A 20,030-nucleotide genomic window follows, 5' to 3' on the forward strand; every position below is an offset into this window, starting at 1 on the left:
CCGGTCACGCGCGCTCTTCCGGCTCTTTCGGTGTGAACTCGCGCGGTGCGTGGCCGTCGTAGGAGGCGAGCAGCGGGCGCGGCAGGGGGCCCTTGATGCGGGTGCCGCCGAACCTCTCCTCCCAGGCGTGGGAGACGATGCCGACGCTGCGAGAGAGGACGAACAGTCCGCGCCCCAGCTCGGGCGGGAAGCCGAGTTCGCTGTAGACGATGGCCGTGGCGCCGTCGATGTTCATCGGCACGGGCCTGCCGCGCCTCTCGGACAGTGCGCGTTCCAGGGCGATGCCCGCGCGAAGTGCCCTGCCCGGCACTTCCCCGTTCTCCACCGCCTTGCCCACGAGGTCGAGCAGCGGGTCGCGGCGTGGATCACGAGGATGGAAGCGGTGGCCGAAGCCGGGGACGCGCAGCTTGGCCGCGCGGTACTCGGCGACGAGCCGGGCCGCGGCCTCGTCGATGTCACCCCCGGCCGCGGATGCCTCCTCGTCCAGTTGGCCGAGCACTTCCATGCACTGCTGGCCCGCGCCGCCGTGGACGTCGCCGAGAAGGTTCACGCCGGTGGCGACCGCGCTGTTGAGACCGATGCCGCAGGTGGCCGCCATGCGTGCGGCGGCGATGGACGGGGCCTGCGGGCCATGGTCGACGGCGGCGACGAGGGCGGCCTCCAGCAGTCGTTCCTGTGCGCGCGTGGGCAGCTCGCCACGGATCATCAGCCAGATCATCCCGGTGAAGGACATCTCGCCGATGAGCTGTTCCACTGGATAGCCGCGCAGCAGGATCTCACCGGGCCGGATGCGGCTGATGCCGGTGGACCACCAGTCCGTCGCCTCCCGCACGGGCATCATGTCCTGCTCGGTCTCAGGCGTCGTGGTCATACCGCACCTCGCTGCTTCAAGCGGTCGATCTCCTCGGTTCCGTAGCCGAGTTCGGCCAGTACCTGCTCGGTGTGCTCGCCCAGGATCGGGGGCGGTACCGTGGCGCCGACGGCCTCGCCGTCCACCCGGAAGGGGCTTCCCAGCACCCGCAACTCGCCGTCACGGCCGTCCGGATAGGGCAGCGCCCGTACGAAGTCCCGTTCGGCGATCTGCTCCAAACTCAGCGCTCCGGGCACGGACAGGACGCGACCGGCGGGCACGCCGGCGTCGGAGAGGATGTGCTCCCATTCTTCGGCGCTGCGCCGGGAGAGCCCCTTCTCGACTTCGGTACGCAGCTCCTCCCGGTGTGCCTTGCGGTCGGCCGGGTGACGGAACCGCTCGTCCTCGACGAGTTCTTCGCGGCCGATGAGACGGCACAGGGTGGCGAACTGCTGCTGTCGGTTCGCGGCGATGTTGAGGTGTCCGTCGCCGGTGGCGAAGGTGCCGGAGGGGGCGGCGGTGAAGTTCTCGTTGCCCATTGGCTGTGGTTCCCGCCCGGTGACCAGGTAGTTGGAGGTCACCCAGCCCATCGCGGTGAGCGCGGCCTCCAGCATGGAGACGTCGAGGAAGGCACCCTTGCCTGTGCGTTCACGGCGCAGAAGGGCGGCGGCGACGGCGTAGGCGGCTGATGTGCCGCCCAGGGTGTCGGCCACGGGGAAACCCGCGCGCAGCGGCGTGGAACCGGGAGTCCCGGTCACGCTCATCATGCCGGACAGGCCCTGCACGATCTGGTCGTAGGCCGGACGGGTGCGCATGGGGCCGGTCTGGCCGAAGCCGGATATGGCGCAGTACACGAGTCGGGGATTGTGCTGGCGCAGGGTCTCCCATCCGATACCGAGCCGGTCCATCACGCCTGGCCGGAAGTTCTCGATGAGGACGTCGTACTCCTGGACGGCGCGCAGCAGGGTCGCGCGCCCTTCTTCGTCCTTGAGGTCAAGGGTCAATGAGCGCTTGCCTGCGTTCTGGGCGAGGAAGGAGGCGCCGAGCAGGTTCTCGCTCAGCTTCCGGTCGGCCCCCAACTGCCGGGCCAGGTCGCCGGACCGGGGCATCTCGACCTTCAGGACGTCGGCGCCCTGGAGTGCCAACTGGTAACCGGCGAACGGACCGGCCAGCACGTTCGTCAGGTCCAGGACCCGGACGCCATCGAGAAGGGGCGGCGGAGTCTCGGCATTCGTACTCAACGGTGTGCACCTCCGGTGCGAAGCGGAACCGCGAGCCGCCCTGCCGTGAGCAAGGGGTCGGGGCAAGCGGAGAAGAAGGGCTTCGTGGCAACCCCTTGTCAGGGGCAATGCCTGTCCATAACATCACCGAACCACAGTACGACACAAGTGTGCCACTAGGCGGTACGACTTGAGGTGACGAAGGAGTCCCCGTGACATCCATGGAGAGCCCGCCGGGGAACCGGCCCCTGTTCCAGCCGAAGGTGGCGATAGCCGCGGTCTTCGGCACCACTATCGAGTGGTACGACTTCGCCCTGTACGGAACAGCCGCCGCCCTGGTGTTCAACAAGGCGTACTTCCCGGACAGCGACCCACTCGTCGGTACGCTCCTCGCCTTCGGCACCTTCGCCATCGGCTTCCTCGCCCGGCCCATCGGCGGCGCCTACTTCGGCGAACGCGGCGACACCAAGGGACGCAAACATGTCCTCGTCGCCACCCTGCTCCTGATGGGCATCGCCACCACGGCCATCGGCCTGCTGCCCACCTACGCGCAGATCGGTGTCGCGGCACCGGTCCTGCTGACCCTCCTGCGCTTCCTCCAGGGATTCGCCGCGGGCGGCGAGAAGACCGGCGCGCTGATCATCCTCTTCGAGAACGCACCCCCGAAATGGCGAGGTCTGCTCTCCTCACTGCCCGCCATCGGCACCGGCACCGGCACGCTCCTGTCCACCGGCTCCTTCGCCCTCGTCACCGCGCTCCTGTCGGAAGAAGACCTGCTCTCATGGGGCTGGCGCCTGCCCTTCCTCCTCAGCGGCATCCTGACCTTCTTCGGGCTCTGGATCCGCAGGTCCCTCGAAGAGACAGCCGCCTTCCAGGAGGACGGAGCCGGTGAGCCGCAGGCGCACCGCCCCCTCCGCCAGCGCCTCGCCGAGTCCCGGTTCGTCGAGGCATGGCGTCGCTATCCGAGGCAGATGCTCATCGTGATCTGCGCCGGAGCGGCCGAGAACGCAGGCTTCTACATCTTCGGCACGTTCTCCGTCACCTACGCCGAGGACCGCGGGATCGCGACCGCGTCCATCCTCAGCGGCATCTCGATCGTCGCCGCTCTCAAACTCGTGACCGTACCTGCCCTGGGCGCGCTCTCCGACAAGGTGGGGCGGCGGCCGGTGTCCATCGGCGGTGCCCTGGTCCTGCTCGCCTCGTCCTGGCCGTTTTTCCAACTCCTCGACAGCGGGCAGACCTGGGCGATCTGGCTGGCGCTCCTGGTCACGCTGGGCGTCGGACAGTCCGCGATCCTCGGCTCCCAGCCCGCGTTCTTCGCCGAACTCTTCGACACGAAGGTCCGCTTCAGCGCCGTCGGCGTCGCGAACAACATCGGCACCGTCCTGACCGGCGGACTCGCACCGATGCTCGCCACCTCGCTGCTCGTCTGGTTCGACCACCACGTCATCGGAGTCGTCGTCTTCATGGCCCTGATGAGCCTCCTGACCGCGGGCTCCGTGGCGCTGGCCAAGGAGACGCGCTACGTCGAGAACCCCGAGGCAACACAACCGGAACAACCGGAAACCGTCACGGAGGCCCCGAGGACCGAAGTGAGGACACTCTGACGGCTTGGAACCCCGGAGAGGCGACACGGCACATTCATCTCTGTCCCCCGTCGGCCCCGGCATCGACCGGACGCTCGCTACGCCCCATCCCTCCCGCCCCGTTCCGGCCGCGCCAACACCGACGCTGAGCACGCTAGGAGCCGTGCGAACCCGGGAAGGGCGAATCCACAATGAGCTCTCGTGCACACATTGGGAAGATCGCGGCGCTCGCGTCCTCGGTGGTGCCACGGCCCTCGGGCCCATCACCGCAGAGGCGCTCGCTGCTGCCCCGCATCAGATGACGCAGGCGCCCCAGACGGTGGCCGCAAGGGGCAGGCCGTTCAGGTCGTCCTCAAAGCCGTGAAGCACGCCCACACCGTCTACGTCTCGGCACACGGCTACTGATCCCCCTCCCGCGTACGAGAACGGCCCCGCCCCCTCCGCTTTCGCGCGAGGGGGCGGGGCGGGGCCGCGCCGTAGGGCGCCGGGCGTCACGTGCCAGTCGGGCGCCAGGTCCGGCGGGCCCCGGGTGTCAGGACCGGCGGGCCGTGAGGATCAGCAGGCCCAGGAGGACCAGCGCTACGCCCGCCCACGCCCAGGCGCCGAGGCGTTCGCCGACCACCGCGACGCCCAGGACCGCGGCCACCACGGGCTCGAAGAGGCTGAGCGTCGTCGCCTGGCTGGCGCTGACGCGGGCGAGCCCGGCGCCGAAGAGGACGTACGCGACACACATCGGCACCACGGCCAGATAGGCCGCGACGGCGATGCCCCGTCCCTCGCCCAGCAGCGGGCCCCCCGTCGCCGCGAAGACCGGCAGCAGCACCAGGGCGCCGAGCCCGAAGAGGGCGCCCATCGAGGCCCGCGAGGAGTGGCCCGCGCGGATGACGCCCGCTCCGCAGTACGTGTAGACGGCGTACGAGGCCCCCGCGAGGAGCCCCAGCGCCACCCCTCCGGGCACGTTCCCGCCCGCCGCCGCGCCGCCGTGCCCGGTCAGCGCCAGCGCGCAGCAGCCCGCCGCAGCGGCCACCGTCGCGGTCGTCCAGCGCGCGGTGAGCCGGGTGCCGTCCAGTACGCGTTCCAGCAGGGCGGCGAAGACGGGCGCGCTGCCGATGGTGATGACGGTGCCCGTGGCGACTCCCGCCCAGGCCATGGAGGTGTAGAAGACCAGCGGGTACACGGCCACCGCCAGGCCCCCGACCAGCGCGGACAGCAGCGTCGCGCGCCCGCCCCGCAGCACCCCCAGCGCCGAGCGCCCGGCGATGAGGAGGGTGAGCAGCCCGCCCACGCCCATGGTGGCGGCGCCGATGGAGAGCGACGAGGCGCCGGAGGGCGCGAAGCTGGCGGCGGTGCCCGTCGTGCCCCACAGCGCCGCCGCGGCCAGCACCAGCAGCGGCCCGGAGGCCGCGCGAGGTGCCCTGGAGGGGGCGGGAGAGCCGGAGGGCGAGGGTCCGTCTGCGGGAGCGGTGCCGACGGGGAGGCCGGTGTGCGCGGGCACGGCGGCGCGGGAGCGCATGGCGGCACGCGAGGAGGAAGAACGAGAAGACATGGGAGACGCGTCCTGATCCGTTGAGGTCGAGCGAGTCGAGCAAGGGGTCACGGATGGGCGCAGCAGTGATCGGCAGCCGGGCGGCGGCGCGGGTCACGGAGGACCGCGGCGGCCTCGGGCTGCCGTAGCGGGCGGGCGTTCGCGGCCCGTCAGCGGAAGTGCGCCCTCAGCGGGACGCGGGGGGCGGTGTGACCGCGTGCCAGTACGTGGTGTCCATGCGCGGCAGTGTAGTCCACGGCTGTACGCGGTCGCCGGGGTGTCCGCACAGCGGGACACCGTCGGCGGGGGAGGGGGCACACGGGGAGCACGGCCGCCCCGGGGAGGCCCGGCGCCGGTGGCGTCACGGAGCCGGTGACACGGTGCCACGGGTGGCACAGGCGGCATGGGTGAGGCCCGGCAGTGGTGTGTGCCGGGCCTCACTCCGTGGACGCCGTGGTGCACCGGTGCCCTGGCGTCACAGGCACGCGGTGTCAGTCGGTCAGCGCAGGGTGCGCGCGCAGGGCAGCTCCGCCCACACGGCGTGCCCCTTCTCGCCTCCGTCGCCGCACTCGGGGCGGATGCCCCAGTCGTCCGCGAGGACGCTCACGAGCAGCAGACCGCGGCCGCTCTCGCCGTCGGCGTCCGGGCAGTTGCCCACGCGCGGTTCGACGGGACGGTTGCCGCCGCCCTGGTCGGTCACCTCGACGCGCAGTCGCACGCCGATGACCCACAGCTCGCAGCTCACCCGGTCGCTCGTGGTGTGCCGCACCGCGTTGGTGAACAGCTCGGACACGAGCAACTCGGCGTCGTCGCGGGACTCCTGGTCGACACGCCACTCACGGAGGCGGTCGAGCACTCGTCTTCGCGCCGTCGCCACGGAGGTGTCGAGGGCGGGTAGGTGGAACCAGTCCCTGAGCGGGCGTGCCAGCAGGGCACCGTGCTGGTGTTCTAAGGAGGGGGCGTCATGGGGGGAAGCCACCGGTCCACTATGCGTTGCGCCAGTGACGGATGGCAAGGATCAATCTGTAATTTACAGATTCGCAGGGGGCAGGCTGTTGCCTTACCTGAAGCACATGCCAAACTGCGTAACCATGACGGCAGTTGGAGGCGAGCAATAGTGGTGGTGGACTCACGCTCCGGCGGTGGCGCCGCCCCCACCGTGCTGCGAGTGGTGCTCGGCAAGCGGCTCCAGCACCTGCGGGAGAAGGCGGGCCTGTCGTACGAGCAGGCGGGCCAGGCTCTCGATGTCACCCACGCCACGGTGCGCAGGATGGAGAAGGCCGAGGTCGGCCTCAAAGTCCCGTACGTCGAGAAGCTGCTGAGCACGTACGGCGTCAGCGGTCAGGACGAGATAGACGAGTTCATCGCGCTGGCCCGGCAGGCGAACCAGCCCGGCTGGTGGCACCGGTACCGGGACGTGGTCCCGGAGTGGTTCAGCGCCTTCGTCAGCCTGGAGAGCGAGTCCCACGTCATCCGCGCCTACGAGCCGCACTACGTGCCCGGTCTGCTCCAGACCGAGGGCTACGCGCGTGCGGTGCTGCGCGCGGGGATGCCGCAGGCGCCCGAGGAGGAGATCAGACGCCAGGTCGCGCTGCGGCTGGAGCGTCAGACGGTCCTCCGGCGCGAAGAGCCCCCGATGCTGTGGGTCGTGATGGACGAGACGGTACTGCGCCGCTCCATCGGCGGACCCGAAGTCATGCGCGAGCAGATCGACTACCTCATCGAGGCCAGTGAACAGCCCCACATCAGGCTTCAGATCATGCCTTTCAGCGTGGGGCCTCACCCGGCCATGTACGGCCCGTTCCACCTCTTCAGGTTCCCCATAGAGGAACTGCCGGACTTCGCCTGTTCGGAGAGTCTGGTCGGCGCCGTCTACTTCGACCAGCGCGACGATGTCTCGTCGTTCCTGGAAGCACTGGACCGGATGTGCGCTCAGGCCGCGCCGGTGGCACGGACTGAGGCGATCCTCAGTGCAATGCGCAAGGAGCTCTGAAATGGGTCAGATCTACAACGGCATGCCGGCGAAACACCTCGGGACCGAGGGCTGGCACAAGCCGTGGAGCGGCGGCAACGGGGGAAGTTGCGTCGAGGCGCTGAAGCTCGCGGACGGCAGGGTGGCCCTGCGCCAGTCAGCGGATCCTGACGGGCCCGCCCTGATCTACACCTCGCACGAGATCGAAAAGTTCATTCAAGGCGCAAAGGCCGGCGACGCCGACTTCCTGCTCGCCTGACCAGCAAAAAGAGAGACGGAGGACGTCGTGTCGGAAACGGGCTTCAGCCCCGAGCAGATCGACACCACCAAGCCGCACCCGGCGCGTATGTATGACTTCTACCTGGGCGGCATGGACAACTACGAGGTGGACCGCACCGCGGCCGGGCGGGTGCTGGAGCTGGTGCCGCACATCCGCACCACGGCGCGCGGAAACCGGGACTTCCACCACCGTGCCGTGCGCACGGCGGTGGACATGGGCATCCGCCAGTTCATCGACATCGGTACGGGCATCCCGACCTCGCCCAACACCCACGAGGTCGCCCGCGCCGCGGCCCCGGACGCCAGGGTCGCGTATGTCGACAACGACCCGATCGTCGCCACGTACGCGGGTGCGAAGCTGACCAACCTCGGCAACGCGGACTTCGTGCTCGCGGATCTGCGCGAGCCGAAGTCGATCATCGAGCACGACGGCATGCGGCAGCTCATCGACTTCGACAAGCCCGTGGCCCTGATGCTCGTCGCCGTCCTCCACTTCATCACCGAGGACGAGGACCCCGCGGGCATCCTCAAGGAGCTGACCGACCGGCTGCCGGACGGCAGCGCGCTGATCCTCTCCCATGTCACCGGTGACTTCGACGAGGACCGCGACGCCATCGGCCAGGCCGCGCACGTCTACGACAGCGCGACGGCGAGGCTCACCCTGCGCACGTACGACGAGGTGCTGCCCTACTTCAAGGGCTTCGAGCTGCTGGAGCCTGGCCTCGTCCAGCCGCCGCTGTGGCGGCCCGACGGGCAGGCGCCCACGGAGAAGGAGCTGACCCAGCACGCCGGATACGCGGGCATGGGGATCAAGGGCGGCGTGTAAGCGGCGCCGTGCGGCAGATGAGGACGACGGGGGAGATCGGGGGCGTGGCGGCCGGTCCGTCGGCGGTAACGCGATGAGCGTGCCGGCGGACCGTCCGTCCGTTGGGCCTTCCGTCCGTTGGGCCTTCCGTCCGTTGGGCCTTCCGTCTGGCTGCCCGTTCGTTGAGCCGGGCGCCGGGCGGGCGGCGGCGGCCACGCGCCCGGGCCCTGCGCTCAGCCCCGTTCCGCCTCGTCCTGCCCTTCCTCGCGGAAGGCGAGGACGACGGAGAACTCGGCGGGAGCCGCCTCCAGCCGGTACCGCGGCAGCACTCCAGGGCCGCAGGACTGGGAGCCGATGCCCTGCTGGAGATGGTCGACGGTGACCCACACCGTGTCCCCCGGCACCAGGTCGGTGGTGTGCTCCGCCGCGTCCAGCTGCTCGCTGGTCCAGCGGCGTGCCGTGAACCAGAACGGGTGCGAGTCGCCCTCGACGCGCAGCCGCCCACCGGCCGGGGCGGCGTCCTCCCACGACGTCCCGTCGGCCCCGCGCCCGTTCCCGTCCGCGCTCAGCTCCGCCCACCGCACGTCGGAGCGCGCCCCGTTCTCCTGCGGGCGCACGTACGGCGTCTGGAGCGCGTCCACCGTGCTGTGCCACAGTCCCGTGCGGGAGGCGGCGCGGGTGTCCGGGTAGGACTCGCCGGGGCCGCCGCCGAACCAGGTGGCCGTGCCGTAGGCGCCCGGCAGCCCCATGCGCAGCCCGAGCCGGGGCAGCGGGAAGTCCCAGTCGCCCTCGGGCTCGACGGAGACCGCGAGCCGCACCCGTTCCGCCGAGGCGGTCCAGCGGTAGGTGGTGCGCAGCGCCAGGTCGGTCGCGGCGGCGCCCACCCGGGTGCGGACCACCAGGGCCTCGCCGTCGGTCTCGACCGCGTCGGTCCTGTGCCGCATCCGGTGCAGTCCGCGCTGCCGCCACACCTGCCCGTACCGCGTGTCGGGCTGCCAGGGCGCACCCTCGTCGTTGTCCGTCGGCGCCCGCCACACGTCCAGCCGGGGTCCGGTCAGCGCGAGGGCCCCGAGGTGGGTGAGCACGCCCGTCGCCGCGTCGAAGCGGGCGGGTCCGAGGCGGTACGGGGCGTCATGGCGCTCGCCCTCGCGTGCGGTTCCCGCGTCCTCGCGGCGGGGCCTTACGGGGGCGCCGAGCGCGCGCGGGCGACGCTGCTCGCGCGCCGGTGCGCCGGGTAGTTGGCCCCATGCGACGGTGTGCCCCGCACGAGCCCAGGCGGTGTCGTGGGCGAGCGTCGCGCGTACGGTCCACTGGGTCTCGGGGGCGCGGCCCGTGTCCCCGCCTCCGGTTTCCCTTTCCCCACGCGCGCGCGGGCTGTCCGGCGCGGACGGCAGCTTCACCGTTGCCCGCTCGCCCGCCGCGAGTCCTGGCACGGCCAGTGGGCCGCTGTCCACGGTCTCGCCGTCGATCTCGTACGACCAGGTGAAGGCGAGATGCGAGAGACCGGCGAAATCGTGCTGGTTGGTGACGGTGACGGTGCCCGCCGAGGCGTCGCCCTCGATGCGGACGGGCTCGATGACCTTCTTGTACTCGACGAGCCCCGGCGAGGGCGTGCGGTCGGGGAAGAGCAGCCCGTCGCACACGAAGTTGGAGTCGTGCAGCTCCTCGCCGAAGTCGCCGCCGTAGGCGAAGTACGCGCGCCCGTCGTCCGTGCGGCGCGGCAGCCCGTGGTCGATCCACTCCCAGATGAACCCGCCCTGGCACCGCTCGTACTTCTCGAACAGCCGCTGGTACTCGCTGAGCCCGCCGGGCCCGTTGCCCATGGCATGCCCGTACTCGCACAGCAGGAAGGGCAGCGAGCGGCGGTGCGCGTCGAGTCCGGCGTCCTCCAGCGGGGGTTCCTCGCGGCGCCCGATCCGCTCCACCTCGTCGTGCCGCGCGTACATGCGGGAGTAGAGGTCGCTGTCCGGGCAGTCGGGGTCGTTCTCGTAGTGGAGGGGGCGCGAGGGGTCGCGCTCGCGGATCCAGGAGGCCATGGCGGACAGGCCACGGCCGCTGCCGCACTCGTTGCCGAGGGACCAGATGATCACCGAGGCGTGGTTCTTGTCGCGCTCGACCATCCGCCGCGCCCGGTCCAGCAGCGCGGGCGTCCAGCGGACGTCGTCGACGGGGTTGTGGCGCCAGTCCGTGAAGACGAAGCCGTGGGTCTCCAGATCGCACTCGTCGATGACCCACAGGCCCAGCTCGTCGCACAGGTCCAGGAACGCGGGGTGCGGCGGATAGTGGCTCGTGCGCACGGCGTTGATGTTGTGCTGCTTCATCAGCTCCAGGTCGCGCCGCATCGTCGCCGCGTCCACGGCCCTGCCGGTCTCCGGGTGGAACTCGTGCCGGTTCACCCCGCGGAAGAGGACCCGCCTGCCGTTCACCTTCAGCAGGCCGTCCTCGACGGCGACGGTGCGGAAGCCCACCCGGAAGGGCACCCGCTCCCCTTCCGTGCTCAGCACCCCCTCGTACAGCCGCGGCGTCTCCGCCGTCCACGGCTCCACCGGCAGCCGCACGGGCTCGCCCGTGGGCGCCGCCTCGACGCCCAGTTCGGGCACGCTCACCGTGCCGCCCGGCTCCGAGGTGACCAACAGGGTGCCCTCGCCGCTGACGTGGTCGTAGTCCGCGCTGACGGTGAAGTCGGCGACGGCGCCCTCCGGGCGGTGCAGCAGGGTGACGTCCCGGAAGATGCCGGGCAGCCACCACATGTCCTGGTCCTCCAGATAGCTGCCCGCCGACCACTGGTGGACGCGGACGGCCAGCACGTTGCCGCGCGGACGCAGCGCTTCCCCCACCGCGAACTCGTGCGGCAGCCGCGAGCCCTGGAAGGTGCCCAGCTCCCGTCCGTTGAGCCAGACGCGGGCGCAGGACTCCACACCGTCGAAGCGCAGCACGGCATCGCCGCCGTCCGGCCAGTCCTCGGGGAGGTCGAAGAAGCGGAGGTGGTCGCCCGTGGGGTTCTCGTCGGGCACGTGCGGAGGGTCGACGGGGAAGGGGTACATGACGTTCGTGTACGCGGGGGCGCCGTAACTCTCGCGCTGCACCTGTTCCTCAGGGCGCGCGGCCTCGGGGCCCTGGAGCACCCAGTGCCCTGGCACGGCGGTCCTGTCCCAGCCCGAGGAGTCGTAGTCGTCGTGGACGAAGCCGGTGCCGAAGCCTTCCGCGGTGGGGGAGAAGCGGAAGTGCCAGCTCCCGTTCAGGCTGAGCCTGTGCGCGTCGGAGGCGGCGGACCAGGCACGTGGCGCGAGGGTGCCGCTGCCAGGGGACACGTCCTCGTAGTACGTCGTGCTCATCGCTCTCCTCAAGGGGTGCGGGCGGTGCGAGAGTGCTGTGGGGTCTGTGGGGTGTGGGCGCTGTTCCTTCGTCGGCGCGTGCGGTTTCGCGGCGCGGCCAGATGGCCCTCCAGTGCGAAGGTGGCGGCGCCGAGGCTGACGGGGTCGCTGCTGAGCGGGCACAGGACGATCGAGGTGCCGCTCAGGGGGCGGGCGAGGGCGCGCTCCGCGACGGTGGCGCGTACAGCGTCGAGCAGTTGCTGCCCGAGCGCGGACGCCACCCAACTGCTGAGGACGACGACTTCGGGGTTGAGCAGGTTGACCAGGCCCGCGAGCGCCGCGCCGAGCAGCCGCCCCGTCCCGGCGACGACCCGCACGGCCACGGGGTCACCGTCGGCCGCGGCGCGTCCGAGCGCCTCGATGGTCGCGGTCTGGTCGTCCGGGTGGTGCAGCGGGCTGCCGGGGGCGAGTTCGCGCAGCGCGCGCATGATGCCATGGGCGCCGACGTACGCCTCCACACAACCGCGGTCGCCGCAGAGGCACGGATGCCCGTCCAGGACGAGGGGGGTGTGGCCCCACTCGCCCGCGCTGTTGTCCTTGCCCCTGTGCAACTCGCCGCCAAGTACCAGACCCGCGCCGACGCCGGTACCGAGGTTGACGACTACGGAGTCCTCGCACCCGCGTGCCGCGCCGAACCACAGCTCGGCCACCGCGCAGGCGCGCAACGGGTTGTCCAGGTGGAGGGGGTGGGGGAGCCGTTCCCCGAGGAGCCGGAGCAGGGGGACGTCGTGCCAGCCCCAGTTGGCGGCGTAGACCGAGACGCCGCCCTCGCGGTCCACCATCCCGGGCATGCTCACGCCGACGCCCAGCACCTGGTCCCCTTCGGCCCCCGAGGCGTCGAGCGCGCGCTCCACGGAGCTGGCGATGCGGCCGACGACCTCGCCGGGGGCCCGCTCGCCGGGGCGCAGTTGCTCCTGCGCCGTGGCGAGGACGCCGAAGGCCAGGTCGTAGACCTCCGCGCGCACATACGTCTCGGCGACGTCGACGCCGACGAGCGCACCGCCCCCGGCGTCGGGGGCCACCAGGGCGCGAGGGCGGCCTCCCGCGGAGTCCTCGTGGCCCGCTTCGGTCAGCAGGCCGAGGGCGAGCAGCTCCCCGGTGAGCGTGGCGACGGTCGCCAGGCTGAGCCCCGTCCGCATCGCCAACGCGGACCGGGAGACGGGGTGTTCGGCGATGACGTGACGGAGCACCTGATACCGGTTGGCGGTCCTTATGTCCCGGGAGGAGCGCTTCACGGCCGTCACGCTACGGACGGGCCGCGCCGTGGACAACCCCTTCGGCCAACCCTTGGCGAAAGCGCTCACCTCCCCACTGTGCGCTGCTCTCACCTTTGTCAAGTGACGGAGCGTGTAGGGATCTTGTCTCTGCGGAACCACTCGTTCGGCATCCCGTTCGCAGTGCTGGGCGGCACTCGGGGGCGGCATTCGGGTGTACGGCGGGCCTCGTTCCGGTGAGTCGTCAGCACTCCTTCCGGCCCCGGTCGTTCAAGTCCGTAGCAGTCAACGTAATTCTTGGCATGGACACTTCTCGTTCGGGATGTGCGCTGCTACGACCTATGTGGCAGATGTTCCCTCCATGTCACCCATGAGAGGTTCCATGAAGCTGCGCAGATGGACGTCCATGGCAACCGCCGTGGCGACACTCGTCGGACTGACCGCTCTCTCCGGGGCCGCGCCCGCTACCGCGCAGGACGCGGGCCCCGCCTATGTCGCGCTCGGCGACTCGTACTCCTCCGGCGTCGGAGCCGGGAGCTACGAATCGGGCAGCGGCGCCTGCAAACGAAGCGCCAAGGCGTATCCACGGCTGTGGAGCGCCGCCAACTCCCCCTCCTCCTTCGCCTTCACCGCCTGCGCCGGTGCCCGTACGACCGACGTCATCGCCGGACAACTGGGCCCCCTCAACGCCTCCACCGGGCTGGTCACCGTCAGCATCGGCGGCAACGACGCGGGCTTCGGCGACACCATGACGACTTGCGTCCTCCAGGGCGAGCGCGCGTGCCTGGCACGGGTCGCCCAGGCGCGCACGTACATCGCCGAGACGCTCCCGGGCAAGCTCGACGCGGTGTACGACGCCATCCATCAGAAGGCGCCCTCCGCCGAGGTCGTCGTCCTGGGCTATCCGCGCATGTACCAGTTGAACGGAGAGTGCAAGGCCGGCATCAGCGAGAAGTCCAGGGCGGCCATAAACGCCGCCTCCGACGACCTCAGCGGCGTCACCGCCAAGCGCGCGGCCGACCACGGCTTCACCTACGGCGACGTCCGCTCCGCGTTCGGCGGGCACGAGATCTGTTCCGCCGCGCCGTGGCTGCACAGCGTCACTTTCCCGGTCGAGGAGTCCTACCACCCCACCGCCTCCGGACAGTCCGGCGGCTATCTTCCGGTGCTCGAACAGGCCGCCTGAGCGGCCGGTCCGGTCCGGGACGTCTCCGGTGTGACGTGTGCGGCGTGACGCGCGACGTGCCGGAGGACGCGGCGCGTCGCCGCGCGCGCCGCGCACCGCCGTCGGGGCGGGGAGGATGCCCTCCCCGCCCCGACGCCTTGGCGCCTCGCATGGCGGGGCTCAGCTCTCCTCGCCGCCGTCCCTCGCGCTGTCTTCCACGCCGTCCCCGCCGCCGTGCGCGAGGAGCACGGCGAGCGCGGCGGCCGGGTCACGCTCCGCGCCCCCGGCGGGCCACCACGCGCCGTCTTCTCTGCGGTACGGCCACCAGCGGCCGTCCCTTCCGTAGCGCAACTGGGCGCCCCGGCCCACCACCGTCCAGTGGTTGCGCGTGGCCCGCAGCCGGGGGCGCGCCCCGTCGTCGTCCGCCCACGCCGACGCCAACTGGTCACGGGCACGCGCCAGCGCGCCGGGCTCCGGGGCCCAGCTCTCCTCCAGCACGTCGAGCGCCGCCGCGCCCCCGTACTCCCAGGCGCGCACCGCGGGTTCGAGCTGCCGAACCGCGCGGCCCGAACCCGTAGGGCCTGAACCCGTACGGCCCGAACCCGCATCGCCGCGGCCTCCGGCCAGCCGTGCCGCGATCCACGGTGCGGGGCGGGCCGCGGCCAGCCGCACCGCGTCCTGCCACTGGGTGAGCGGCCCGGCCGGCACGCTCTCGGCGTGCCCCGGCGACAGCGCCTCCGCCAGCATCCGCCGTGCCCGCTCCGCCGCGTCCGAGGCCAGGAACTCCAGGGCCGCCACGTCCAGCCCGGCGGCCGGGGGAGTGCCCCCGTCGAGCGCGGGCGGAGAGCCCGCCTCCGGTACGTGCGGCGGCGACTCCGGGAGGGGCGGCAGGATGGCGCCGAGCGCGAAGGTCTCGTCGGCCGGGACGCCGCCGAGACCGTCTTCGCCGTCGTCCGGCCCGTCGCGGAGGGCGTCGTGCGGGGCGTGCGAGGTGTGAGCGGCGCGCGGGGTGCCCGCCGCGCGGGCCGCGCTGCGCTCCTGGAGCTGTTCGAGCAGCGCCCGCTCGCCCCGCCCGCGCAACAGCAGCAGCACGAACGGGTCCTGGTCCAGCAGCCGCGCCATCTGGTAGGCCAGCGCCGAGGTGTGCAGACAGTGGTCCCACGCCTCGCAGGCGCACTGGGGCTCCAGATCGCCGATGCCGGGCAGGAGATCGACGCCGGCGTCCGCCGCGTCCTCCACCAGGTGCGGCGGCATGTCGCGGTCCAGCAGCGCCGCGATGTGCCCCGCCTCGCCCGTCACCACCTCCAGCAGCATGTCCCACTGCGCCTCGCTCAGCTCCTGGAGCAGGACGTCGGCGCGGTGCGGAGTGCCGTCCCGGTCCCGTACCACAGCGGTGATCCGCCCCGGACGCACCGAGACGGCGCCGACCGCGCCCTGCCGCGCGTACCCGCGGCCGCGCTTGAGCTGCTGGTTGTCGAGCGCGGTGTCCTCCAGGGCCTTGAGCCACCGCAGACCCCACCAGGTGCGCGCGAAGCCGCGGCCCTGTGCGGGCGGCAGCGCGTCGAAGGTCCGCTCGTCGTCGGCGGACGCGCCGGTTCCTGTCATCGCTCGTTCCTCCGCAGCTCGACGAGGTCGGCCAGCTCGGCGTCGGTGAGTTCGGTCAGCGCGGCCTCACCCGAGCCGAGCACGGCGTCGGCCAGCTCCTGTTTGCGCCGGAGCATCCCGGCGATGCGGTCCTCGATGGTGCCCTCCGTGATGAGCCGGTGCACCTGGACGGGACGGGTCTGCCCGATGCGGTACGCGCGGTCCGTGGCCTGCGCCTCGACGGCCGGGTTCCACCAGCGGTCGAAGTGGACGACATGGGAGGCCCTGGTGAGGTTCAGCCCCGTACCGGCGGCCTTGAGGGAGAGCAGGAAGACGGGCGCCGCGCCCTCCTGGAAGCGGCGCACCATCTCCTCGCGCCGCGCGACGGGGGTGCCGCCGTGCAGGAACTGGGTGGGCACCCCACGGGCGGCGAGATGCCGCTCCAGCAGCTTCGCCATCCGCGTGTACTGGGTGAAGACCAGCACGCCCGCCGTCTCCCCGTCCTCCCCGTCGTCCTCGGCGAGGATGGTGTCCAGCAGCTCGTCCAGCAGTTCCAGCTTTCCCGAGCGGCCCGGAAGGCGCGGATCGTCCTCCTTGAGGTACTGGGCCGGGTGGTTGCAGATCTGCTTGAGCGAGGTCAGCAGCTTGACGACGAGCCCCCGGCGCGCGAAGCCGCCGGTGCCCGACAGCTCGGCCAGGCCCTCCCGTACCACCGCCTCGTAGAGCCCGGTCTGCTCGGTCGTCAGCGCGACGGCGCGGTCGGTCTCGGTCTTCGGGGGCAGCTCGGGCGCGATGCCGGGGTCCGTCTTGCGGCGGCGCAGCAGGAAGGGCCGCACGAGGCGGGCCAGCCGTTCACCGGCCGCTGGGTCGCCGCCCTCGACGGCGTCGGCGTAGCGCCTGCGGAAGGTGCCGAGGCGGCCCAGCAGCCCCGGGGTCGTCCAGTCGAGGATCGCCCACAGCTCCGAGAGGTTGTTCTCGACGGGCGTGCCCGTCAGCGCGACCCGGGCGCGCGCGGGGACGGTGCGCAGTTGCCTGGCGGTCTGCGAGAAGGGGTTCTTCACGTGCTGCGCCTCGTCGGCGACGACCATGCCCCAGGCGGGCGCTTCGGAGCCGGTTCCGGTGCTCGCTCCGGTGCTGGTTCCGGCGCCGGTTCCGGTTTCGGGGCCGGTTCCGGGGAGCCGGGCGAGCCGTGCCGCGTCCAGCCGCATGGTGCCGTAGGTGGTCAGCACGAACTCGTCCTCGGCCAGCCCCTCCAGGCTCCGCCCGGTGCCGTGGTAGCGGCGCACCGGCGTGCCCGGCGCGAACCGCTCGATCTCGCGCTGCCAGTTCCCCATCAGGGACGTGGGGCAGACGACCAGGGTGGGCCCGGCCGACGCGGGCGACTGCTGCCGGTGCAGATGGAGCGCGATCAGGGTGATGGTCTTGCCGAGGCCCATGTCGTCGGCGAGACATCCGCCGAGCCCCAGCGACGTCATCCGGTGCAGCCAGTCCAGGCCGCGCAACTGGTAGTCGCGCAGCGTCGCGTCGAGCTTCGGCGGCTGCGCGAGAGGGGTACGGTCCACGCTCTCCGGGTCGGCCAGGCGCTCCCGCAGCGTCTCCAGCCGGCCCGTGGCCCGCACCTCGATCCGCTCGCCGTCCTCCTCGACGCTTCCGGTCAGCACGGAGCCGAGCGCGTCGAGCGAGGTGAGCCGGCGGTCCTGGCGGCGACGCGCCTTGCGTACGGCCTCGGGGTCCACCAGCACCCACTCGCCGCGCAGCCTCACCAGGGGGCGGCCCGTCTCGGCCAGCCGGTCCAGCTCGTCGCGGGTCAGCTCCTGGTCACCTACGGCGAAGCGCCAGCTGAAGCTGAGCAGTGCTTCGGCGCCGAGGAGTGAGGGCAGCGCGGATCCGTCCGGGCCGCGGGTCCCGTGCGGGGCGTCCTGGGACGGTGCCTCCTGGTCGCCGTCCGGGCTGACGAGCGCGCGGGACGTGAGGCGCTGGGCGAGGTGCCTGGGCCAGTGCACCTGGAGCCCGGCGGCGGCCAGGGCGCGGGAGACGGGGGCGCCGAGCAGCTCGGCGATCTCCTCGTCGGCCAGCTCGACGGCGTCGGGTACGGCGGCCGACAGCAGTGGGGCGAGGGGTTCCCAGGCGCCCGCCGCGCGGCGCAGTGTGAGCAGGGTGTCCGTACGGGCGCGCGGCCCGAACTCCTCGGCGGCGCCACCCGCGCCGCGCGTGCCTCCCGTGTTGCCCGCCCAGACCTCGGCCGCGTCGGCGACCAGCGTGGGGTCGGTGAGGCTGTGCAGTTGCAGCACCCCGCGAAAGCGCGGCCCGCCGGAACGGGCGGGGGCCGCCGCGCTTGTGTCCGCCGCGCCCGCGTCCGCTTCGCGTGTCTCGTCCTCCCCGTCCGCCTCCAGCCCCGTGACCTCGACGCGCAGCGACAGCCGTACCCCCGCGTCATGGCCCGCCGCCACATCGGCGGCCCACGCGCGCTGCTCGGGCAACCGCTGGGGCGGGTCGGCGGCGAAGGCGGGGCCGCCCGCCGCCAGTGCGGCGGCCGGGGTGCGGGGGAGCCCGTCGGCGACGGCGTCGAGGAAGGCGTGCACCAGTGCCTCGGGCCGGGGCAGCCGCAGCGGGCCCTCGCCGGGCAGCGGGACCGCGTGCGCGTACGGCGGCATCGACGCTGCCAGGTCCCTCAGCCGCTCGATGTCGGCCGCCTCCAGCGGGCCCATCCGCCAGGCGTCGTGGTCCTCGCGGCTCAGCCCGGGCAGCAGCCGTCCGCGCGCGGCCAGGTGCAGCGCGAGGACGGCCGCGCTGCCCCAGAAGGCCGCGGCACTTCCGTTTCCGCTTCCGTTTCCGGGACCGCTGCCGTCTTCGCCTGCCCCCGCGCGGGCGCGCGTCAGCACGGGAAGCGCCTCGCGTACGGGCAGGCGCAGCGCGGGCACGCTGCACGGGCGCGCGTGTCCCTCCTCGTCGGGCAGCGCGACGGTCAGGGGAGCGGTGGCGTCGCCGTGCGCGCCGGAGCCGTCGGTGTCGTCAGCGTCGTCGGTACGGAGCGGAGGGGTGCCGTCCGGGCGCCAGAAGGCGATCTGTGAGGAGCGGGGCGGGTCGGCGGGCAGCAGGACGGCCGCGCAGTCGGCGAGTTCGGAGATCAGGGAGGGCGGTGGTGCCACGGTCTGAGCCACGGTACTGACGTATTTCTCAAATTTGACTAGTGGAGCCGGAGGGCGCCGAGGGTACCTCACCGTGTACCGGTACCGGAAACGTCTTCGGGGCCCTCTTCGCATTTCCCGGAGGACGCCCATGCCCGGCGGAGTGGAACCTGCCGGGGGGAATGGGCGTTCAATGGAGACAGTGGCAGCCGCCGCTGCGCAGAGGAGGCAGAAATGACCAACAGAGGAAAGGTCGCCGTCGGCGGTGTGGCCGTAGGGCTGCTCCTGTGGTGGCTGACGTCGTTCTGGATCGCCGTAGCGGTGATCGTCGGCGTTCCGGCGGTCGCTTATCTGGCGCTCGATCCGTCGCAGCGGCGCAGGCTCCGCCGCGTCTCCCGCAAGGAGCTGGGCCGCTAGGGGAAGCTGTCGCTCCGGCCGCTCCGGCCGTTCCGGTCGTCGCGTGGCTCCCCGGGGGCGGTCGTGGGCAGGACCTCCCGCAGCAGTGGCTGCGGTGACCGTTGGCGCCACTCGCGCGGATAACCGATCGAGACCTCCTCGAAGCGCACCCCGTCATGCCAGGTGGTCCGGGGGATGTGCAGATGGCCGTAGACCACGGCGGCGGCACGGAAGCGCAGATGCCAGTTCGCGGTCAGCTCGGTGCCGCACCACTGGGCGAACTCCGGATAGCGCAGCACGCGGGTGGGCTCGCGCACCAGGGGATAGTGGTTGACGAGCACCGTGCGCAGCGAGGGATCGAGGGCCGACAGCCGCCGCTCGCTCTCCCGCACGCGCGCCGCGCACCACGCGTCCCTGCCGGGGTGCGGGTCGGGGTGCAGGACGAATTCGTCCGTGCACACCACGCCCGCCTCCTCCGCGATGCGCAGCGAGTCGGCCTTCGTGGTGGCACCGGGCGCCATGAACGAGTAGTCGTAGAGCACGAACAGCGGGGCCACCGCGACGGTCCCGCCCTCGCCCTCCCACACCGGATAGGGGTCCTCCGGCGTGAGCACCCCCAGGGCGCGGCACCTGTCGACCAGATACCGGTAGCGCTCCTCGCCGCGCAGCGCACAGGGGTCCCGGGGATGCGTCCACAGCTCATGGTTGCCCGGAGTCCAGATCACCTTGGCGAAGCGCTCGCTGAGCAGTCGCAGCGCCCACTCGACGTCGGCCGCCTTCTCCGCGATGTCGCCCGCGACGATCAGCCAGTCCTCGTCCGAGTCCGGCCGCATCTTCTCGACCAGCGCTCTGTTCTCGTCGTAGGCGATGTGCAGATCGCTGACTGCCAGGAGACTTCCTCGCGCTCGAAGCACGGTGCTGTCCTTTCCCCA

General features: G+C 72.1%; 15 protein-coding genes. 6 read left to right on the top strand and 9 right to left on the bottom strand.

The features are described from left to right. Nucleotides 1-4: 4 nt before the first annotated feature. A complete protein-coding gene (locus tag ACYVOO_RS31685) occupies nucleotides 5-871 on the bottom strand; it encodes a citryl-CoA lyase (protein ID WP_461019160.1) in 867 nt (288 codons plus the stop codon). Beyond that, entirely contained in the window at nucleotides 868-2,091 is a 1,224-nt protein-coding gene (locus ACYVOO_RS31690) for a CaiB/BaiF CoA transferase family protein (RefSeq protein ID WP_461019161.1), read from the bottom strand. The genes ACYVOO_RS31685 and ACYVOO_RS31690 overlap by 4 nt, the downstream gene beginning before the upstream one ends. Nucleotides 2,092-2,291: 200 nt before the next feature. Here ACYVOO_RS31690 and ACYVOO_RS31695 point away from each other — a divergent pair, with 200 nt between their 5' ends. Next, on the top strand, nucleotides 2,292-3,677 hold the full coding sequence (locus tag ACYVOO_RS31695; protein WP_461019463.1) for an MFS transporter: 1,386 nt from the start codon (nucleotides 2,292-2,294) through the stop codon (nucleotides 3,675-3,677). 511 nt (nucleotides 3,678-4,188) lie between these two features. Here the strand turns inward: ACYVOO_RS31695 and ACYVOO_RS31700 are convergent. Next, nucleotides 4,189-5,202 carry a DMT family transporter gene (locus tag ACYVOO_RS31700; protein WP_461019162.1) on the bottom strand — a complete coding sequence of 338 codons (1,014 nt, stop codon included), beginning with the start codon at nucleotides 5,200-5,202 and terminating at the stop codon, nucleotides 4,189-4,191. A gap of 478 nt (nucleotides 5,203-5,680) precedes the next feature. Further along, nucleotides 5,681-6,160: an ATP-binding protein gene (locus ACYVOO_RS31705; protein WP_461019163.1), complete on the bottom strand. Its 480-nt coding sequence runs from the start codon at nucleotides 6,158-6,160 to the stop codon at nucleotides 5,681-5,683. Nucleotides 6,161-6,301: 141 nt separating this feature from the next. Between ACYVOO_RS31705 and ACYVOO_RS31710 the strand changes: the two genes are divergently transcribed. From ACYVOO_RS31710 to ACYVOO_RS31720, 3 genes are read left to right on the top strand one after another with little or no spacing between them, the layout of a single operon-like run. Continuing rightward, nucleotides 6,302-7,174 carry a helix-turn-helix domain-containing protein gene (locus ACYVOO_RS31710; RefSeq protein WP_453347639.1) on the top strand — a complete coding sequence of 291 codons (873 nt, stop codon included), beginning with the start codon at nucleotides 6,302-6,304 and terminating at the stop codon, nucleotides 7,172-7,174. A gap of 1 nt (nucleotide 7,175) precedes the next feature. After that, entirely contained in the window at nucleotides 7,176-7,412 is a 237-nt protein-coding gene (locus ACYVOO_RS31715) for a DUF397 domain-containing protein (RefSeq protein WP_453347640.1), read from the top strand. Between the two features lie 27 nt (nucleotides 7,413-7,439). Beyond that, nucleotides 7,440-8,258, top strand: coding sequence for an SAM-dependent methyltransferase (locus ACYVOO_RS31720; protein WP_461019164.1), 819 nt, complete (start codon nucleotides 7,440-7,442; stop codon nucleotides 8,256-8,258). A 212-nt stretch (nucleotides 8,259-8,470) separates the two neighbouring features. On the opposite strand, the gene ACYVOO_RS31725 is transcribed toward ACYVOO_RS31720, so the two are convergent. Both ACYVOO_RS31725 and ACYVOO_RS31730 read right to left on the bottom strand, forming a co-directional pair. Then, complete coding sequence (locus tag ACYVOO_RS31725) at nucleotides 8,471-11,572, bottom strand: glycoside hydrolase family 2 TIM barrel-domain containing protein (RefSeq protein WP_461019165.1); 3,102 nt, start codon at nucleotides 11,570-11,572, stop codon at nucleotides 8,471-8,473. 8 nt (nucleotides 11,573-11,580) lie between these two features. After that, a complete protein-coding gene (locus ACYVOO_RS31730) occupies nucleotides 11,581-12,846 on the bottom strand; it encodes an ROK family transcriptional regulator (RefSeq protein WP_461019166.1) in 1,266 nt (421 codons plus the stop codon). A gap of 361 nt (nucleotides 12,847-13,207) precedes the next feature. Here ACYVOO_RS31730 and ACYVOO_RS31735 point away from each other — a divergent pair, with 361 nt between their 5' ends. Then, entirely contained in the window at nucleotides 13,208-14,011 is an 804-nt protein-coding gene (locus ACYVOO_RS31735) for an SGNH/GDSL hydrolase family protein (protein ID WP_461019167.1), read from the top strand. Between the two features lie 159 nt (nucleotides 14,012-14,170). Here ACYVOO_RS31735 and ACYVOO_RS31740 read toward each other — a convergent pair whose 3' ends face one another. Together ACYVOO_RS31740 and ACYVOO_RS31745 are read right to left on the bottom strand one after the other, a co-directional pair. Then, a complete protein-coding gene (locus ACYVOO_RS31740; RefSeq protein WP_461019168.1) occupies nucleotides 14,171-15,595 on the bottom strand; it encodes an SWIM zinc finger family protein in 1,425 nt (474 codons plus the stop codon). Continuing rightward, nucleotides 15,592-18,735 (bottom strand): DEAD/DEAH box helicase, encoded by a 3,144-nt coding sequence (locus ACYVOO_RS31745; RefSeq protein WP_461019169.1) that lies wholly within the window; start codon nucleotides 18,733-18,735, stop codon nucleotides 15,592-15,594. Before ACYVOO_RS31745 ends, ACYVOO_RS31740 begins: the two co-directional genes overlap by 4 nt. 201 nt (nucleotides 18,736-18,936) lie before the next feature. Between ACYVOO_RS31745 and ACYVOO_RS31750 the strand changes: the two genes are divergently transcribed. After that, the gene (locus ACYVOO_RS31750; RefSeq protein ID WP_453347648.1) at nucleotides 18,937-19,119 is read left to right on the top strand and encodes a hypothetical protein; all 183 of its coding nucleotides are present in this window, start codon (nucleotides 18,937-18,939) and stop codon (nucleotides 19,117-19,119) included. On the opposite strand, the gene ACYVOO_RS31755 is transcribed toward ACYVOO_RS31750, so the two are convergent. Next, a complete protein-coding gene (locus ACYVOO_RS31755; RefSeq protein ID WP_461019170.1) occupies nucleotides 19,116-20,012 on the bottom strand; it encodes a metallophosphoesterase family protein in 897 nt (298 codons plus the stop codon). The two genes, ACYVOO_RS31750 and ACYVOO_RS31755, sit on opposite strands and share 4 nt — an antisense overlap. Nucleotides 20,013-20,030: the final 18 nt, after the last annotated feature.

The sequence above is a fragment of the Streptomyces daliensis genome (genome assembly GCF_054782395.1).

Coding starts and splice junctions, on each gene's coding strand:
- ACYVOO_RS31715 (WP_453347640.1), top strand. CDS start 7,176: ATGGGTCAGATCTACAACGGCATGCCGGCGAAACACCTCGGGACCGAG.
- ACYVOO_RS31740 (WP_461019168.1), bottom strand. CDS start 15,595: ATGACAGGAACCGGCGCGTCCGCCGACGACGAGCGGACCTTCGACGCG.
- ACYVOO_RS31685 (WP_461019160.1), bottom strand. CDS start 871: ATGACCACGACGCCTGAGACCGAGCAGGACATGATGCCCGTGCGGGAG.
- ACYVOO_RS31750 (WP_453347648.1), top strand. CDS start 18,937: ATGACCAACAGAGGAAAGGTCGCCGTCGGCGGTGTGGCCGTAGGGCTG.
- ACYVOO_RS31695 (WP_461019463.1), top strand. CDS start 2,292: ATGGAGAGCCCGCCGGGGAACCGGCCCCTGTTCCAGCCGAAGGTGGCG.
- ACYVOO_RS31735 (WP_461019167.1), top strand. CDS start 13,208: ATGAAGCTGCGCAGATGGACGTCCATGGCAACCGCCGTGGCGACACTC.
- ACYVOO_RS31700 (WP_461019162.1), bottom strand. CDS start 5,202: ATGTCTTCTCGTTCTTCCTCCTCGCGTGCCGCCATGCGCTCCCGCGCC.
- ACYVOO_RS31725 (WP_461019165.1), bottom strand. CDS start 11,572: ATGAGCACGACGTACTACGAGGACGTGTCCCCTGGCAGCGGCACCCTC.